The organism is Colwellia sp. RE-S-Sl-9 (genome assembly GCF_048296855.1).
Lineage (GTDB): Bacteria > Pseudomonadota > Gammaproteobacteria > Enterobacterales > Alteromonadaceae > Pseudocolwellia.
This window is the reverse complement of the sequence record NZ_CP182631.1, coordinates 745281-762823: the sequence shown is the minus strand read 5'-3', so window position 1 is coordinate 762823 and position 17543 is coordinate 745281. Positions and strand designations below refer to the sequence as shown.

Genomic DNA, 17543 nt, shown 5'->3' with positions numbered 1-17543 from the left:
ATGACTGTATTACAATCAAACCTTGTTTTAGCTAATAGTGGTGTTGCTTTTGGCACCAGTGGTGCACGTGGTTTAGTAGAGCAATTTACGCCTGACGTTTGTGCTGCATTTTCATTAGCTTTTATTGATACGCTTAAAGGTCAATTTACTTTTGACCGTTTAGCTATTGCCATTGATAACCGTCCAAGTAGTTATGCTATGGCGCAAGCGTGTAGCACGGCATTAAAGCAACAAGGTATTGAGGTAATATATTACGGTGTTATTCCTACTCCTGCGTTAGCTTATGCTGCAATGGAAAGAAACATTCCTTGTATTATGGTTACCGGTAGTCACATTCCTTTTGATAGAAATGGTTTAAAGTTTTATCGTCCTGACGGTGAAATTAGTAAAAGTGATGAACAAGCTATTTTATCTAGCAAAGCAAGCTTTAACGCGCTTAACGAATTAGCAGAATTAATAGTGAGTAATGAGGCAGGGGAAGAATATATTCAACGTTATGCTTCGTTATTCGATCAGCCTTTTTTAACCGGTAAACATATTGGTATTTATGAACATTCAAGCGCGGGTAGAGATTTATACCAAGCGTTATTTGAAGAACTCGGTGCTAAAGTAACTTCACTTGAACGTAGTGATGAGTTTGTACCTATTGATACTGAAGCGGTGTCGGAAGAAGATCAATTAAAAGCCATTAACTGGTCAAAAGAGTATGGTTTTGATGCGATATATTCTACCGATGGTGATGGCGACAGACCTTTAATAGCTGATGAAAAGGGCGTTTGGTTACGTGGTGATATTTTAGGTTTGCTTTGTGCTAAGCAACTAAATGTTGAAGCTTTATCTATTCCAGTAAATAGTAATACGTCGATTGAGCTTTCAAATGCTTTTAAGAAAATTGAAAGAACGCGAATTGGTTCTCCGTATGTAATTGCTGAGTTTGAAGGTTTAAGTAAAAAGTATTCATCGGTTGCGGGTTTTGAAGCAAATGGTGGTTTTTTATTAGGCTCTGATACAAGTATTAATAATAAGCCGTTAAAAGCTTTACCTACGCGTGATGCGCTTTTACCTGCCATTATGTTGTTAGCTGGAACTACTGATAATAAAACTATTTCTGATTTAGTAAAAGATTGTACTAAGCGTTTTTCAGCAAGCGATAGAATTAAAAACTTTGCGACTGAAAAAAGCCAACAGTTAATTAAAACTTATCGTGAAGATACTTTAACGTTAATTCAGTTATTAGGTTTTGAAGAGCTAACGGTGAAAAGTGTTGATGTAACTGATGGTTTAAGAATGACGTTGTCTGACAATGATGTGATTCATTTACGTCCTTCAGGTAATGCGCCAGAGTTACGTTGTTATGCTGAGTCTACGAGCGATGAAAAAGCTAAGCAATTGGTTGTTCAGGTGTTAACTAAAGTTCAAACGATTTAGTTTTTTATCAACGAATTACGCTAATTTCACTAATTTTTTAAAACAAAAATCTATGTTTTAAGGTTTCAATTAGGGTAATTCGCGTAATTAGCTGACAGGGTTTTACTAAAAGATAAAAAGAAGTTTACCACCGAGGCGCTTCGCTTTTAGAGGTAGGTCAAAAACCAAATCTTTTCTCGGTGTAGGGCGCAGCCCCTCGGTGTACTCTGTGGTTGATCTTGTGTTGAAAAGACGTTTACCACGGAGTTGTGCTTCGCACACACACAGAGAAATTCAAAACACTTTTTATTAAGAAGCTATTAACGAATTACACTAATTCCACGAATTTTTTAAAACAATAAAACCTTTCTTTACGGATCTTTCCTCGGTGTAGGGCTTAGGCCCTCTGTGTACTCTGTGGTTAGCTTTGTATCTTTAATTAGAGTAATTCGCGTAATTAGCTGGTAGTGGTTTTAAAAGATAAGACATTTTTAACCACCGAGAAGAACACAGAGAAGGTAAAATCCTTTCTTTACTGATCTTTACTCGGTGTAGGTAATTGATAACGTTTCTATATTTAAGTTAGTACTCAACTCGTGAACGTTGTTTATTACTTAATTGTCCTGCCTGTAAGCCCGCAGCAAGTATGATAAAAAAATAAATAGCATTTGCAGGTAAGTGAAAATTAAAGTCCATGAAAGAATGTATTGAGATAGCACTTACTGATGTGAAACAGGCAACCTTTATCCCCATAAAACTACTTTTTGTTTTTTTTAGTTGTTTAAATAATTTTATATAAAGTAATGCCATAGCCAGCATTAATAACGAAAATCCGATGATGCCTTGATTACATAAATACTCGAAATAATCGTTGTGGGCTCTTTTAGACATTGCTGTATTACCTAATAAAGGTGACTTGTATTTTTGCTGAATAACGGGATATGTGCCTGCACCCGTTCCAAATAGTGGATAGTGTTTGATGATGTTGGTTGCTGTGTTTACCATTAAATCTCTGCCATTAGGCGTTAATCCTTGGTTTTGATAACGTTTGGTTAGCTTATCTATTGCTCCAGTACTTATCAGAGTAATAACAATAATAATTAAAGTTAATAAAGATAAAGAAAGGCGTTTTACTAACTTTTTTGTGCTGGTTTTATTGATAATTAAGTAACATATGTAGGTATACAATATTGAAAATATGAATATTAAATTGCCGCCGCGCGAAGAGGTTTTTAATAAAGATAAAATCATAATAAAAACAGCAAGTAGGTATAAACCATTTTTAGACATAACGAGCTCAATTATTTGATTCATTAATGGTGTCTTAAGGCCTTTAGCACGCCCCTTATTATGGTAGTAGCTTATGAGCCCAATACCAAGCGGAATAGTCATGGTAAGGAATGAGGCATAATGATTTTGATAACTGAAGGTTCCATGAACGGCACGTTCCCATGAAACTGTCCATGGTGGGATTGAGCTAATTATATTGAAACCACCATCAGTGTAATAATTAATTAAGGAATAAAAGGCAATAACAGCAGAAGAAAAAAATAAAATGTTAAGTAACGTTATTATCCTGTTTTTCGAATTTAATAAACATAAACACAAAATAAAAGTGGCGAAATAACTCATATTTTTGAGTAATTCTAATAATGATGTTTCGGGTGCAATACTTAAACTATTGCTCGTTAAAGTATTAGGGCTGATTATTTTTATGATACTTTGAGGGAGAGGGACTATTTGCAACAAAGCGTATAATATTAATATGAGAAATAAAGTCAGTGATGTTTTATAAGGCGTTAATGTTACTTGTAAGACATTGCTATTATCGTTTTTTATGAAATAAATGGTGCTTAGGCTAAATATAATAAAGCCGAAAAGAAGATATTCCCAGACCAGTTCTAAACCATGAGGCCAAGGCAGCAAAAAGGTAAGCCCTAAAAAAAGCACGAACAAGGTCGAGTTATTTTTATTTTCTTTTGAGTAATTAAAATCCATTTAGTTAATGCTCTTTAGCTGTTTGTTGATGTTTTCTTTTTCCAATTGTTTTTGATATTTAGACAGTATTTTTATGTGTTTTTTGTCAGATAGTAATGGCTTTAATACGTGAATTTTATTGTATGTTTTTGCTGATTTCAGTGTAAGATCTAGATTCTCTCTATACTGAGTTGACTGTAATAATACTTTTTCAGCTTGTACTTTTGTTCTTGGGGAACCAGCTATAAGGCTCCAGTGTTTAAAGAGTAAAGGAATAATAACTCGTTGGGTTTTTCGTTCGTACGGCCCTGTAAAGATTGTTTGGTTTATTGCTTCTTGGAGCTTTTTTTCTATGTTTGTATTACCGTAAGCATTTAGTTGTTCGTGACTGTAATAGTTAGCTAGTTTTGCCCAAGCATAATCCCATGTTGGTTGTTTTTTTAATGCTAATATATAATACTTCTCAGCATTTTCTATTGTGCTTTTTTGTGACTGGTCAAGTATATTAATAGCTTGTTGTTCGTATAACCTGCCGAGTAACAAATGGGTGTTGGCACTTAGAGGATTAAGGGTTAACGAGCGCTTTAGTCTTAATTCAAATGTGTGACTTTCTTCAACTGAAAACGTTTTTTTATTTTGTTCCCATTGCGTTATGACTTGTTCAACTCTTATTGTTGTGAGTGAAGCCCAAGCCCATAATAAACACCAAAAAGCTAGAAAAACACAGGTAAAAACTACCAGTATTTTTTTTATTTGAAATGATTTTGGTTGGGGTGAAGCTTGGGGTTGAATTCCATTCATAATGTATTACTGAGTTAGATTTTTATAGGTAAGCGTATAAAGCTTAATGAAACGCGTTGTTACACGTTAATTCAGCTGGCGTAGTTTTTATAAGTGTATTGGTTTTTTTATTACCAATGATGGTTTTAGCTTGTTCTACACCAGCCTGCAAATCTGGTGCTCTACCTTTTAAATTATGACAATCTGAAGCTATTACATTGACTTGATCTGCTATTAATAATTCTTCTGTCATCTGTTGAACATCGGCACCAAATTTACCCGTAAGACTACTAGCGGTAATTTGTAACGGACAACCTAAATCGATAAAGGTTTGTAGTTTGTCTCTGTTATGTAAAAAGGTGCTGTTACGTTCGGGGTGTACAATAATGGGTAAGCAATTTTTTGACAATAACCAGCGTACTAAGTTGTCGCTACCAAAAGGAACTTCGGTACGGGGAAATTCTAAAAGAAAGGTCCGCTGGCCTTCTACTTCGCCTAACCATGGAACAGCATTTGTAGTAATTAGTTGCATTATTTCAGGACCAATACGTAGTTCTGCACCTAAAAGTAGTTTTATAGGTAAGTTAGCGGCGTTTACTTGTTCTTTGAATTTTGTGAATTCTTGTTCGATGTGTTGCTTAGTGTTGTTGAAACGCCCCATATGAATATGAGGTGTTAATACTTGTGTTGTTACACCTTGGTCTATTGCTATACGAAGCATATCAAGTGCTTCTTGAAGCGAGCGAGCACCGTCGTCTATACCGGGTAAAATATGGCTGTGTATGTCTATCATTTTTTCACCTAGTTAGTTGTTGTGATCGTGATTTTACCGTAGTTTTCTTTTTTACCACTGAGGACACAGAGCGTGCTTCGCACTACACAGAGAAGTTCAAAATCTCTTTGCTTAAAACCTCAGTGTTCTTTGTGGTTGATCTTGTTTAACTATAGCTAATTTTTTACCACTGAGGACACAGAGCGTGCTTCGCACTACACAGAGGAGTTCAAAACCTCTTTGCTTAAAACCTCAGTGTTCTCTGTGGTTGATCTTGTTTAACTATAGCTAATTTTTTACCACTGAGGACACAGAGCGTGCTTCGCACTACACAGAGAAGTTCAAAACCTCTTTGCTTAAAACCTCAGTGTTCTCTGTGGTTGATCTTGTTTAACTATAGCTAATTTTTTACCACTGAGGACACAGAGCGTGCTTCGCACTACACAGAGAAGTTCAAAATCTCTTTGCTTAAAACCTCTGTGTTCTCTGTGGTTGATCTTGTTTAACTATAGCTAATTTTTTACCACTGAGGACACAGAGCGTGCTTCGCACTACACAGAGGAGTTAAAAACCTCTTTGCTTAACACCTCAGTGTTCTCTGTGGTTGATCTTGTTTAACTATAGCTAATTTTTTACCACTGAGGACACAGAGCGTGCTTCGCACTACACAGAGAAGTTCAAAACTTCTTTGTTTAAAACCTCTGTGCTCTTTGTGGTTGATCTTGTTTGCTGTTAACTTTTTAATTAACTTGCTTTGGCTTCTTCTTTAGGTGGTTTTACACCATAGTATTCGCCCGAGTAATAATGATCACCGTAGTAACTCATTTTATGAGGTTCTGCCACTGTAAGTACTGCACCAATAATATTAGCGTGTAATTTCTGTAAACGACTCACGGCTTCTTTAGCTACCTTAATACGTGTATCTTCAGCTTTAACTGCAAAGATAACACCATCAACTTTATTCGCTAATATACACGAGTCACTAACGGGTAGAGTAGGAGGACCATCTAAAATAATATATTCAAAGTGAGTTTGTAATGACAGTAATACATCTTCGAATTTTTTAGAAGACAATAGCTCTAATGGATTACGCGCTATTGTGCCGCATGTTATTACATTAAGTTGGTCGTTGTTATCTTTGTATACAATATCGCTAAAAGCTTTAACTGAACCAGATATCAAGTCAGTTAGACCTTGCTTGGTTTGAATACCTAAATTTTTAGCCATACTTGGTTTACGTAAATCGACTTCAAGTAATAACGTTTTACCTAAGTTACTGTATGCCGCTGCTAAGTTCATTGCCATGGTAGATTTACCTTCACTACCCGTAGCCGAAGTTACTAAGATGGTTTTAGGTGGATTATCAATATTGGAAAACAATAAACCTGTACGTATGGTGTTTATGCTTTCAGCAAACGGTGAACGTGAATCGTCAAGGTATTGCTTTTCAGGTATTGCAGATTTTTTATTAACTTTAACGACTGGAGTAATACCTAATGCTGGAAGCTTTAATTTTTCTTCAACAGAGTCAGGCGTTTTAAATGTGTTATCAAGTGCTTCGCGAACAAAAGCTAATACCACACCAAAAAATACACCAAACACACCCGCTAAAATAACAATGAGCTTAACGTTAGGTTTAAAAGGTACTTTAGGTACTGTTGCATGGTCAATAATGTGTACGTTTGAGCTGTTGTACTCACTACGACCATTGGCTTCCATTAAACTAACTTGGAAGTTTTCGTATATTCTACGGTTATTTTCAACTTCGCGCTCTAAACTCACTAATGAAAAGTTATCTGTTTGCAACGACTGAATGTCGTTTCTGCTTTTATCAATAAGTTTTTGAATATTGGTTACTTGAAATTGTGCTAATTTATAATTTTTATCTATATTTTCAACTACCTTGTTTACTTCTTTCTCTAGGTTTTCTCTAGCACTTTTCAATTCAGAACGAGCAGCAATCATTTTAGGATGTTTTTCACCGTAGCGTTCAAATAGCTCATTAACACGTTGTGATAATTGTGCTTCGGTTTTTACCATATCACTAGTCGTTCTATTATCAAGGACAGGACTTAGTGAGTAAAACTCTTTAGAGCCCGGCTCTACATTTTTAACCGCTAAATATTGCTCTTCAGCGGAACTTAAGTTGGTTTGTGCTCTTATTAATTCACTGTTTAATGATTGTAATTGTGAATTAGCAAGCAGTTGTTGTTGTTCTGTATTAACCATGCCTTGTTGTGAACGGTAAGCACTTAATTTAGCTTCAGAATCCTGTAGTTTTTTCTTTAGCTGAGTCGATTGTTCACTTAACCAAGACTCTGTGTTTTTAACCTCACCTAGACGCGATTCTAAACCAAATTGTATATAAGCATCAGAAAGCGCATTAATAATGTCGGCTGCTTCTTGTGGGTCGTCAGACGTGTAACTGATGTTAATAATTTGACTTTGTTTACCACCCGATACTTCAACATTTGCTTGGATCTCAGAAGCAAGCATTATTTTTATTTCTGTATCTGTTAATGGAGCTGTTTTTACCTTTACGTTAGTGTCTGAAGCAAATAGTGCAGAGATTTCATTTTTAAACTCTTTAATTGCTACACTAAACTCTGAAGGCTTCTCAGATTTTAATTCAAGTTGTTCTTTTTTGTATTTTTCAACGAGGTTTAGTTTATCTACAACCACTTCTGCAACGTTACGAGATTGTATTATTTCGTATTGTGTTTCGTAATATAAAAAGACTAAAGCTGTAGCAATATATTGCTCGTTTCTATCAGCGGATGGATTTTGCGGATCAGCCAATATTTTACTTGATGCTTTATATATAGGAACAGCCGTTGATGCTATATAGGCTCCAACAATTAAACTACAAAGGGTAATAACAATAATTCCCCATTTAGCTCGTTTGATGGTGCGCCAGTATTGCCCTATATCTATTACTTCTTCCGTGTTGAATGAATCGTTGCTAGGCATTGAGTTATTAAGCGATGAAGCTTTTTCTGGTACTACAGAGTTCATTTTTTATCCTTAAAAGAAGCTTTCGCTGATGGTAATAACGTCGCCAGGTTTAACTGTGTCGGTAAGTGCTACGGCTTTTACAAAGCGTTTGTCTATTTCGCCAACAAGTGAAATGGCTGATTTTGATGCGCGTTCAGTAAATCCACCTGCTAATGTTATCGCTTTTTCTATGGTTAAGCCTTTACGGTATGGATAACTGCCAGGCTTTTTAACTTCACCATTAATGTAAAAAGGGCGGTATTCGGTTATGGTTACAGATACGTTTGGCTTTTTAAGGTAGCCATCTAATAACAATGTGGTAATTTTACTTTCTATTTCAGGAACAGATAAGCCTTTAACGTCTATTTGTCCAATAAGTGGAACAGAAATAGAGCCGTTAGCACCAATTTTTGTTTTGTCGATACTTAAGTCGGGTTCATTAAATACGGTAATGGATATTTCATCATCAGTTGAGACTTTATAATTGTCGGTCTCTTCTGCGTAGGTATTGAATGATAAAAACATCATTATACTCATGGATAGAGTAAAAATTAGTTTGGTTAGTTTCATGGTTCTTCCTTTAATAAAGCTTATGTATTTGTTTCAGGTTGTTTATTTATAAGAATGTTGTTCAGGTAAATAAAACCTTTAGATCACTCGAATGCCGTTTCTAGCGATAATTCTATGGTGTTAGACTCGAAGTTAAATAATTCTATATTGGATGTTTTTTCTTGGTATTTATACGCTAACTTCACGTTTAACCATTTTCTTAAACTGTGGTTTACGCCAATTTTTATGTTGTTACGTTTATCTGTTCTGCTGTTACCTGTAACTATTTCGTCGTTGTCTATAGTGAATCTAGCCGTCACAGCTGTACGGGGCATAATGTAATGTGAAACATCTAGTGAATAAGAGGTGCTTAAGAAACCGCCGGTATTTAATTGTGCTGATTCAGTTGTTTGGCGAACTGCGCCTAATTTTATTTGTGTGTAAGTATTAGGTTTCCAGATCATATCTAGCATATAAGAGAGGCCTGATATGTCGTTTAATCTAGCATCATCGTAGTCTTTGTTTTGATAACCTATTTTAAATATACCTTTCGATTTTGCGGTTGCTTCCCATTCCACACCTGCAAGGTATAAATTGTTGTTACTTGATTGATTAAAAGAAAGGCCATTACTTAGTATTTGATCTTCGTATGAATACTTTTCAGTACTTGCTTGGAAAAGAATGCGGGTTTTAGGTGCTATACGGTAAAAAAAAGTTGCACTGAATTGGTTTTGTTCTACATCACGGTATGATTGCTGGTTATTAGTGTATTCACGATCGTTGTATTTATAACCTAAAACAATTTGCCCTGTACTTACGGTTTGTCCGTAGTACAACTTTGCTTGTGCTGTTTTGTTTTGGTATTGATTAAATTCAGTTAACGATTGCGTTGATGAGTTGGTTGAACCTGGCTCTTCTGTGATTTTGTCGAATCCTAATTTGAATTCAGTATTAATTTTATTGCTATGATCCAGTTTTGCACCCAAAGCGAATTTGTGTTCGTTGTAATTTAAATCGCTGTCTTGTGTATAGGTTGCAAGCTTGCCTTTGTAGTTTAATAAAAATTGGTGTTTTCCTACTAAACCTAAATATTTTACATCGGGATTAATAATAAACGCGGTGTCTGATACTTTGTTGGTGTTATTAAGTGCGTTATCTGTATGTTCGGCTGTTATTGAGCCGTTTAATAATAAACCTGCTCGGTCTTCAGCATGTGTAATTACTGGAAGAGTTAGTATTAATAAGTAAGAGTGCTTAACAATATTTTTGAATAGGGCTGGAATTTGAGTTGTACTTTTCAAAATTACGGTATGTCCTTATTGTTATTACGAGTGATAACTTGCTTATATTAATTAACTAGTTAGGTTTATTTTATTCTGCAAGTTACCATTGATTCATTACAATTAAATGACCAAGCTATTCTGCATGAATACTTAACTTGTTGAATAAAGTTACGATAAACGCCTTTTGCGGGCGATTTTAGCAGACATAGTAAAAACAATCCAAGAATAGAATGTATATTGTTCATGTTTTTGAGTGATTTATTTTGATTTATACAAATAAATAGATTTTTCTGTTAGATGAAAAATATTTACCATGAGAAGAACACGAAGAAGGTCAAAACACTTTATATAAAAATGTTATCAACGAATTACGCTAATTTTACGAATTATTTAAAACCATAAAACCTTTCTTTTCTGATCTTTACTCGGTGTAGGGCGCAGCCTCTCTGTGTACTCTGTGGTTAATCTTTTAATTAGGGTAATTCGTGTAATTAGCTGACAGTGTTTTTAAAAGATAAGAGCTTTTACCACAGAGGGCTCGGAGTTATGCTTCGCACACACAGAGAAGTTCAAAACACTTTTTTTTAAAAGACGTTATCAACGAATTACGCTAATTTCACTAATTATTTAAAACCATAAAACCTTTCTTTTCTGATCTTTACTCGGTGTAGGGCGAAGCCCCTCTGTGTACTCTGTGGTTAATCTTTTAATTCGAGTTTTTAAAAGATAAGACATTTTAACCACCGAGAAGAGCACAGAGAAGGTCAAAACATTTGGCATAATAATTTTATGTTTTTAATTCGAGTAATTAGCTGACAGTGTTTTTAAAAGATAAGAGCTTTTACCACAGAGGACACGGAGTTGTGCTTCGCACACACAGAGAAGTTCAAAACACTTTTTTTTAAAAGACGTTATCAACGAATTACGCTAATTTTACGAATTATTTAAAACAACAAAACCTTTCTTTTCTGATCTTTATTCGGTGTAGGGCGAAGCCCCTCTGTGTTCTCGGTGGTTTATCTTGTGTTTTTTATCTATAGAGAAGGATTGGTTGCTAGAGCTCTGAATTTTGAAAAGAGTGAACTGACGAATTGGTCGTTAATCGTCTTTATGGAAAATTTTGAATTATATAATGGGAATTGGTTGCGGGAGCCCTGAACTTTGAAAAGAGTGAACTGACGATTTGGTCGGAAAATAATAGATTGGTTGCGGGAGCCAGATTTGAACTGACGACCTTCGGGTTATGAGCCCGACGAGCTACCAGGCTGCTCCATCCCGCGTCCGAATGGTTTAAGTGATTACTTAAACAAGCCTTAGAAGTTTTAATTCTCTCTAAAAGAATATTTCACAAAGTTGCCTCTGCTTCAATGAGGTGCATCATAGGGAGTGTAGTCGTACTTTGCAACCGCTTTTACCGCTATATTTGATAAAAGTTATAGAGTGTAAGTTTATCCACCAGTTAATGCTTTTAAAATACACAAAGAGGTGTTTTTAGTGAGTATTCTTATTTTTTCCTGCTTATTATCATCTAATAAAGTTTAATAGGTTTAAGTACTGACGGTTCTTGTTTATAATCGCGGCCATTAATCACTCTGGAAGCCCTTTATGTATCAATTCTTAGCGCTAACATCGCCTGGTATCGAAGTTTTACTTTTTGAAGAAGTTAAAAAGCTTGGTGGTGAGTCTGTTGTTCAAAAACCTGAAGGTGTCTATTTTTCAGCAAGCCTTGAGGTGGGTTACCATATTTGTTTATGGACAAGACTATCTTCTCGAGTGCTTTTAAAATTAGGTGAGGGTGACGCTAACAATAAAGATGAGCTATTTAAAGCGGCGTCTTTAATTAATTGGTCTGAGGTTTTTTCTAATAAACAAACTTTTTCAATTGATTTTGTTGGCCAAAGTGAAGAGATACGTAATACCCAATTTGGTGGTTTAACCATTAAAGATGCGATAGTTGATCATTTTAGAGATAACGATTTAGATCGCCCATCGGTACAAAAATCAAATCCTGACATTAGTTTTCAAGCGCGTTTGTTAAGAAACAGTGTGGCTATTTATTTAGACTTTTCAGGTCGTGGTTTATTTCAACGTGGTTACCGTCAAAACAGTGGTGCGGCTCCGTTAAAAGAAAATTTAGCTGCGGCTATTATTCAACGTTCGGGTTGGTTAGCTGACACCACTAAGCCTTTATTAGATCCTATGTGTGGTTCAGGTACTATTTTAATTGAAGCTGTGTCTATGGCTGCGGGTTTAGCTCCAGCAGTTGATAGAGAAAAGTGGGGCTTCGAAAACTGGCTTAATCATAGTCCTGCCGTATGGGAAAATGTATTAGCTAGCGCGGTTGAAGCAACCAATACAGGTTTAGCTACTGTTAAAGTAAAAGTGTTTGGTAACGACATTGATAGCCGAGTTATTCATACCGCTCAACAAAACGCGCGTATGGCTAAGCTTCAGCAATATATCGATTTTTCATGTAAAGATTCAACCAAGTTAAATAATGCTTTTGGTAAAGAAGGTACTATTTTATTTAATCCACCTTATGGTGTTCGTATTGGTGAATTACCCGAGCTTGTAGAAAACTTTGCTTTGTTTGGTAAAAAGCTTAAAGCGCAATTTTTAAATTGGCGTGTGGTTATTTTAACCGCCAATGTTGAGTTGCTAAGTATGCTTAAACTAGCAACCTTTAAGCGTTATAAATTTAAGAATGGCCCGTTAGATTGTCAACTGGCTTTATATAATATTGATGCGAAGCAAGCAGATAAAGATGCGAGTAATCCTAATGCTGATTTTGACCAAAAAGATTCAGCTTTTGCTAATCGATTAGTTAAGAATAAGAAAGGCTTAAAAAACTGGCTGAAGAAAGAACAAATTGAATGTTATCGTTTATACGATGCTGATATTCCTGAATACAACGTAGCTGTAGATATTTACAACGAGTATGTGGTTATTCATGAATATGCTGCACCATCGACTATTGATGAAGATAAAGCAGCTAAACGTCTACAAGAAGTTATCTACTTTACTCCTAAAGTTTTGAATATTCCTACCAGCCAAGTGGTGTTAAAAACACGCGCGAAGCAAAAAGGTAAAAATCAGTACGAAAAAGTTGATAAAAGCCAGCAGTCTATTGTGGTAACAGAATACGGCGCTAAATTAAAAGTAAACTTGTGGGATTATTTAGATACAGGCTTGTTTTTAGATCACCGTAAAACACGCCAAATTGTTGCGCAAAAAGCTAAAAATAAAACCTTACTTAACCTTTTTGCTTATACGGGCTCTGTTTCATTACAAGCTGCGTTGCATGGAGCGAGTGAGGTAACTACGGTTGATATGTCTAAAACCTATTTAGATTGGGCGCAAGATAACTTTACCTTAAATAAACTATCAGGTCATAAGTATCAGTTTGTACAAGCCGATTGTTTACAGTGGCTTAAAAATAATAAACAAACCTTTGATGTTGTTTTTATTGATCCGCCTACTTTTTCAAATTCAAAAAGAATGGAGGATAGCTTTGATGTTCAGCGTGATCATGTTGACTTGATCACCGATGGATTAAAGTCGTTAGCTGAAGGCGGCGAGCTTATTTTTACCAATAATAAACGTAACTTTAAAATGGATTTTGAAGCGATGGAAACATTAGGTGTTAAGGCGACTGAAATAACTGAGCAAACACGAGATAAAGACTTTTTGCGTAACAAACATATACATAATAGTTGGTTAATTACGCGTATAATCGAAAAATAAATGATGAACATACAATATAACTTATATAGCAGCGAGGGCTGTCATCTTTGCGAAGAAGCATTGGCGCTGTGTGAAAGTGTAATGCCTTTAAATACCATTAACATTGTTGATATTGTTGAAGATGAAAAGTTAGTTGAGCTATATGGTATTAGCATTCCTGTACTTGAGCAGTTAAATAGCAATGAAAAGTTATTTTGGCCATTTACTCAAGAAGATATTAAAAAATTACATAAATTAGAGTTGAAATAAATCGATGGAATTAATTCGAATTTCACAAGGTGAATTAGCCTTTGGTGAAGACAGTATTTTAGATAAAGCAGATTTAACCGTTAAAACAGGCGAAAGAGTTTGTTTAGTAGGGCGCAACGGTGCAGGTAAATCTTCGTTATTGAAAGTTTTAAACGGTATGCAAAACCTTGACGATGGTCAGTTGCTTATGTCTAACAACGTAAAGTTAGCCATGTTAGAGCAAGATCCACCAGAGTCGTGCGATATGACGGTATTTGATTACGTTGCGCAAGGTGTTAAAGAGAATGCTGAGTTAATTAAACAATATCATCATATGATTACGTTAATTGGCGAAGACCCGTCGGAAGATAACTTAAATAAGCTTGCTGATGTACAACAAAAACTTGACCAAGCTAACGCATGGCAAGACGAGCAACTTATTGATAAAGCCCTTACTACTTTGAAGTTAGAAGCGGATAAGATGGTAAACGATTTATCTGGTGGTTGGTTACGAAAACTAGCTTTAGCTAAAGCCTTGGTGCTCGAGCCTGATGTATTGTTACTTGATGAGCCAACCAACCATTTAGATATTAGTAGTGTGTTGTGGCTTGAGCAGTTCTTAAAAGACTTCCAAGGAACTATCGTATTTATCAGTCATGATAGGGCGTTTATTCGTGGTTTAGCGACGCGTATTTTAGATTTAGATCGCGGAAAATTAACCAGCTACCCAGGTAATTACGACGAATACATTGAGCAAAAACAGCATGATTTACAAGTTGAAGCTCAGCAAAATGCATTATTCGATAAAAAGTTAGCCGAAGAAGAAGTTTGGATACGCCAAGGTGTTAAAGCCCGTAGAACACGTAACGAAGGCCGTGTTCGTTCTCTAGAAAAACTACGTGCAGAACGTGAACAACGCCGTGAAGTGAAAAACCAAGGTGGTATTAATATTACTCATGGTGATCGTTCAGGTAAGTTGGTGTTTGAGTGTGAAAACTTAAATATGACGTTTGATGATAAAACCATTATTAACGCGTTAGATTTATTGATGATACGCGGCGATAGATTGGCTTTAATTGGTGCTAACGGTACAGGTAAATCAACCTTAATTAAGTTGATTATGGATAAGATCCAACCTACTTCAGGTACTATGCGCAGTGGCGTTAATTTAGAAGTAGCTTATTTTGACCAACACAGAGAAGCCCTTGATTTAAATAAAACGGTTCAAGATACCGTTGCTGAAGGTAAACAAGAAGTAACCGTTAATGGTAAAACACGCCATGTTTTAGGTTATCTACAAGACTTTTTGTTTAGCCCTAAACGTGCAAGAACACCGGTAAGAGCATTATCAGGCGGAGAGAAAAACCGTTTATTATTAGCACGCTTATTTTTACGCCCTAGTAACTTACTGATACTGGATGAGCCAACAAACGATTTGGATATAGAAACCCTTGAATTATTAGAAGAAGTCGTTGCAAATTATTCAGGAACGGTTATTTTAGTCAGCCATGATCGTGATTTTGTGAATAACTGTGTAAACACTTGTTTGTATTTTGATGGTACAGGTGACGTAACGCATATTGTTGGTGGCTACGATGATGTAGATAGTTATGTGGCTTATAAAAATGAACAACGAAAAAATTTAGCGGGTAGTGCGGGTAAGAAAAAAGAAGATAAAAAAACAACTTCTTCAGTTAAAACAGCCGTAGCAAAACCAGAAAAGAAAAAACTATCATTTAAAGAAACAAAAGAATTAGAAGCTTTACCATTACAAATTGAAGAACTAGAAAAGTTAATAACGGCTTTGCAAGAAGAAGTTAATCAGTCTGATTTTTTTACTGCTAATGATGAGTCACATACGAAAAAAATATTGAACCAGCTCGAAGAAACTGAGTCGAAGCTTGAAGTAACTTATGCTAGATGGCAAGAGTTAGATGAATTGTAATAAAAAATTGAGAGTTAAGTCGTTAATGAAAATATTTGCAAAAAGAATACTCGCTTTAGGAATTTATAGTGCTTTAACTAGTGCTTCGGTACAAGCTGCAACCTATGAGGTTATTGATAAAGGGGCAGGAGAGACTCACAAATATACTTTTGCTCAACAAGAAAACAATGCGGGTGAAATGGTTATTTCAGGTACTCAAGCATATAGTTTTGCAGTTCAATATCAATTTTTAAACGAAACTGACTTTGATAATATTATTAGCAATGCAGCTTTGAACCATGAAGTGGTATTTGGTGTTGGTGATATTGAAGATGAAGAAGCGTTAAGAAATGGTAATCCGACTGAAAATGATAGCTTTTGGGCGGTTAATTATTTAATTAGTAAACAAGGCGATTTTACTTATCAACAATATGGTGATGTCGCTGCCATGATTAACTTAAATAGTAATACAGAAGAGATTACGGTATTTGATACTACTTTTGAGGGGACAAACGAACTAACCCGTTCAACATCTGACCTGATTAACGGTATTACAGATAAAGGTTGGATATATGGAACAGCAAGTGCTCCATTCATTCCCCGTGAATATATTCTTGATGATAATAATGACGACACCGATGATGAAACTATAACCTACTTTGCTAGTGACTTTTCTAGTAGGGGTTTTTATTCTCTTGATAAAGGTAACACTATTATTCCTTTAATGGCGCCTGAGTCTACCTATGGTGGTTTATCTGCAATTTCTGAAATAAGTGAAACAGGTATTGCGATTGGTTTTGCAACCACGAGTATAACTGAAGAGGCCCAAGCCAGCATCAGTGAAGCAAAAAATAGGGTTGATAATCCTATTGATTGTGAGGATGCAGAGCAATTAAAAAGAACGCCATTACTTATTTGTATTAGCAATGTATTAGCCGAAGACGGCTTAACTTTAAACAATTTATATTCAACCGCTGCAATTAAATGGACAATTAATGATAATGGTGATGTAGAGGAGTTTGAACCCTTAGGCTTTTTAATTACGCCTCATGTTGATGATGAAAGAGGTTTACAAAGTGTTGCTCAAGCCGTAAATGATGATGGAACCATTGTAGGTTATTCAGAAGGTTGGTTTGATAACGATGTAATGGACCCAGAAGTAGACGAATTTAAATTAACTTATGCGGTCATGTTTAAAGACGGTAACGTTTACGATTTAAATACAGATCATGAAACTTATTATAATTCTAGAGCAAACGATATTAATGATGTAGGTACTGCGGTAGGGTATGTACAGTCTATTATTGGCGGTGTAACGACCAATTCATTCTATTATATTGATACAAATAATGTTAGTGACTTAGAAATGATCATGCCTGATAGCTTTTTTACAGGAAGTTCAACTACAGCTAAAGCCATTAATAATAATGGTTTAATTGTAGGGCAAGGTGAAGTGGAAACGCATGTTGTTGCAAGTGGAATTCCAAGAAGAACTCATGGTTTTTTATATGACACGAATACTGACACTTTTACTGATTTAAATACGCTTCTTACTTGTGAGTCAGATTATATTATTATTGATGCTAAAAGTATTAATGATAATAATGAAATATCAGCAAGTGCGCTTACTAAAACTAACGCAAGAGACTTTTTTGGAAATGAGGTTTTGGATACTAAAGGTGACCCTATTCAAGAAGAAGTTGTTAGGGCAGTAAAATTACAACCGATTAATGGCGAAATTGATAATTGCTCAGAGGTTGAAGAGAAAATTGAAAGACAAGGTGCTAGTTTTGGTTTGTTTATGCCACTTGTTTTATTAGTAGTAGGCTTTAGAAGAAAGCTTTTTAAGTAATAACAAATACATACCTGTTTTATTAATTGAACG

Annotated in this window: 11 protein-coding genes and 1 tRNA gene; 5 read left to right on the top strand and 7 right to left on the bottom strand. The window is 35.4% G+C overall.

Translation table 11 applies throughout. The features are described 5' to 3' along the window. A complete protein-coding gene (locus tag ACM9HF_RS03315) occupies positions 1-1428 on the top strand; it encodes a phosphomannomutase (protein WP_473614284.1) in 1428 nt (475 codons plus the stop codon). A 561-nt stretch (positions 1429-1989) separates the two neighbouring features. On the opposite strand, the gene ACM9HF_RS03310 is transcribed toward ACM9HF_RS03315, so the two are convergent. From ACM9HF_RS03310 to ACM9HF_RS03280, 7 genes are all read right to left on the bottom strand, one after another. Then, positions 1990-2721, bottom strand: a complete 732-nt coding sequence (locus tag ACM9HF_RS03310) for an O-antigen ligase family protein (RefSeq protein ID WP_473614283.1) — start codon at positions 2719-2721, stop codon at positions 1990-1992. A 684-nt stretch (positions 2722-3405) separates the two neighbouring features. Beyond that, on the bottom strand, positions 3406-4185 hold the full coding sequence (locus ACM9HF_RS03305) for a hypothetical protein (protein ID WP_473614282.1): 780 nt from the start codon (positions 4183-4185) through the stop codon (positions 3406-3408). Between the two features lie 43 nt (positions 4186-4228). Then, positions 4229-4957, bottom strand: a complete 729-nt coding sequence (locus ACM9HF_RS03300; protein WP_473614281.1) for a tyrosine-protein phosphatase — start codon at positions 4955-4957, stop codon at positions 4229-4231. Positions 4958-5680: 723 nt separating this feature from the next. After that, a complete protein-coding gene (locus tag ACM9HF_RS03295; RefSeq protein WP_473614280.1) occupies positions 5681-7951 on the bottom strand; it encodes a GumC family protein in 2271 nt (756 codons plus the stop codon). Positions 7952-7960: 9 nt separating this feature from the next. Further along, positions 7961-8500 (bottom strand): polysaccharide biosynthesis/export family protein, encoded by a 540-nt coding sequence (locus ACM9HF_RS03290; RefSeq protein ID WP_473614279.1) that lies wholly within the window; start codon positions 8498-8500, stop codon positions 7961-7963. Positions 8501-8583: 83 nt separating this feature from the next. After that, positions 8584-9780, bottom strand: a complete 1197-nt coding sequence (locus tag ACM9HF_RS03285) for an outer membrane beta-barrel protein (protein ID WP_473614278.1) — start codon at positions 9778-9780, stop codon at positions 8584-8586. Between the two features lie 1185 nt (positions 9781-10965). Then, positions 10966-11042, bottom strand: a tRNA-Met gene (locus ACM9HF_RS03280). Positions 11043-11367: 325 nt separating this feature from the next. On the opposite strand from ACM9HF_RS03280, the gene rlmKL reads away from it, so the two are divergent. From rlmKL to ACM9HF_RS03260, 4 genes are read left to right on the top strand one after another with little or no spacing between them, the layout of a single operon-like run. Further along, a complete protein-coding gene (gene rlmKL, locus ACM9HF_RS03275; protein WP_473614277.1) occupies positions 11368-13506 on the top strand; it encodes a bifunctional 23S rRNA (guanine(2069)-N(7))-methyltransferase RlmK/23S rRNA (guanine(2445)-N(2))-methyltransferase RlmL in 2139 nt (712 codons plus the stop codon). Further along, complete coding sequence (locus ACM9HF_RS03270; protein ID WP_076419918.1) at positions 13507-13755, top strand: glutaredoxin family protein; 249 nt, start codon at positions 13507-13509, stop codon at positions 13753-13755. A 4-nt stretch (positions 13756-13759) separates the two neighbouring features. Next, positions 13760-15679, top strand: a complete 1920-nt coding sequence (uup, locus tag ACM9HF_RS03265; RefSeq protein WP_473614276.1) for an ATP-binding cassette ATPase Uup — start codon at positions 13760-13762, stop codon at positions 15677-15679. Between the two features lie 25 nt (positions 15680-15704). Continuing rightward, entirely contained in the window at positions 15705-17510 is a 1806-nt protein-coding gene (locus ACM9HF_RS03260; protein ID WP_473614275.1) for a DUF3466 family protein, read from the top strand. The last annotated feature ends 33 nt before the right edge of the window (positions 17511-17543 follow it).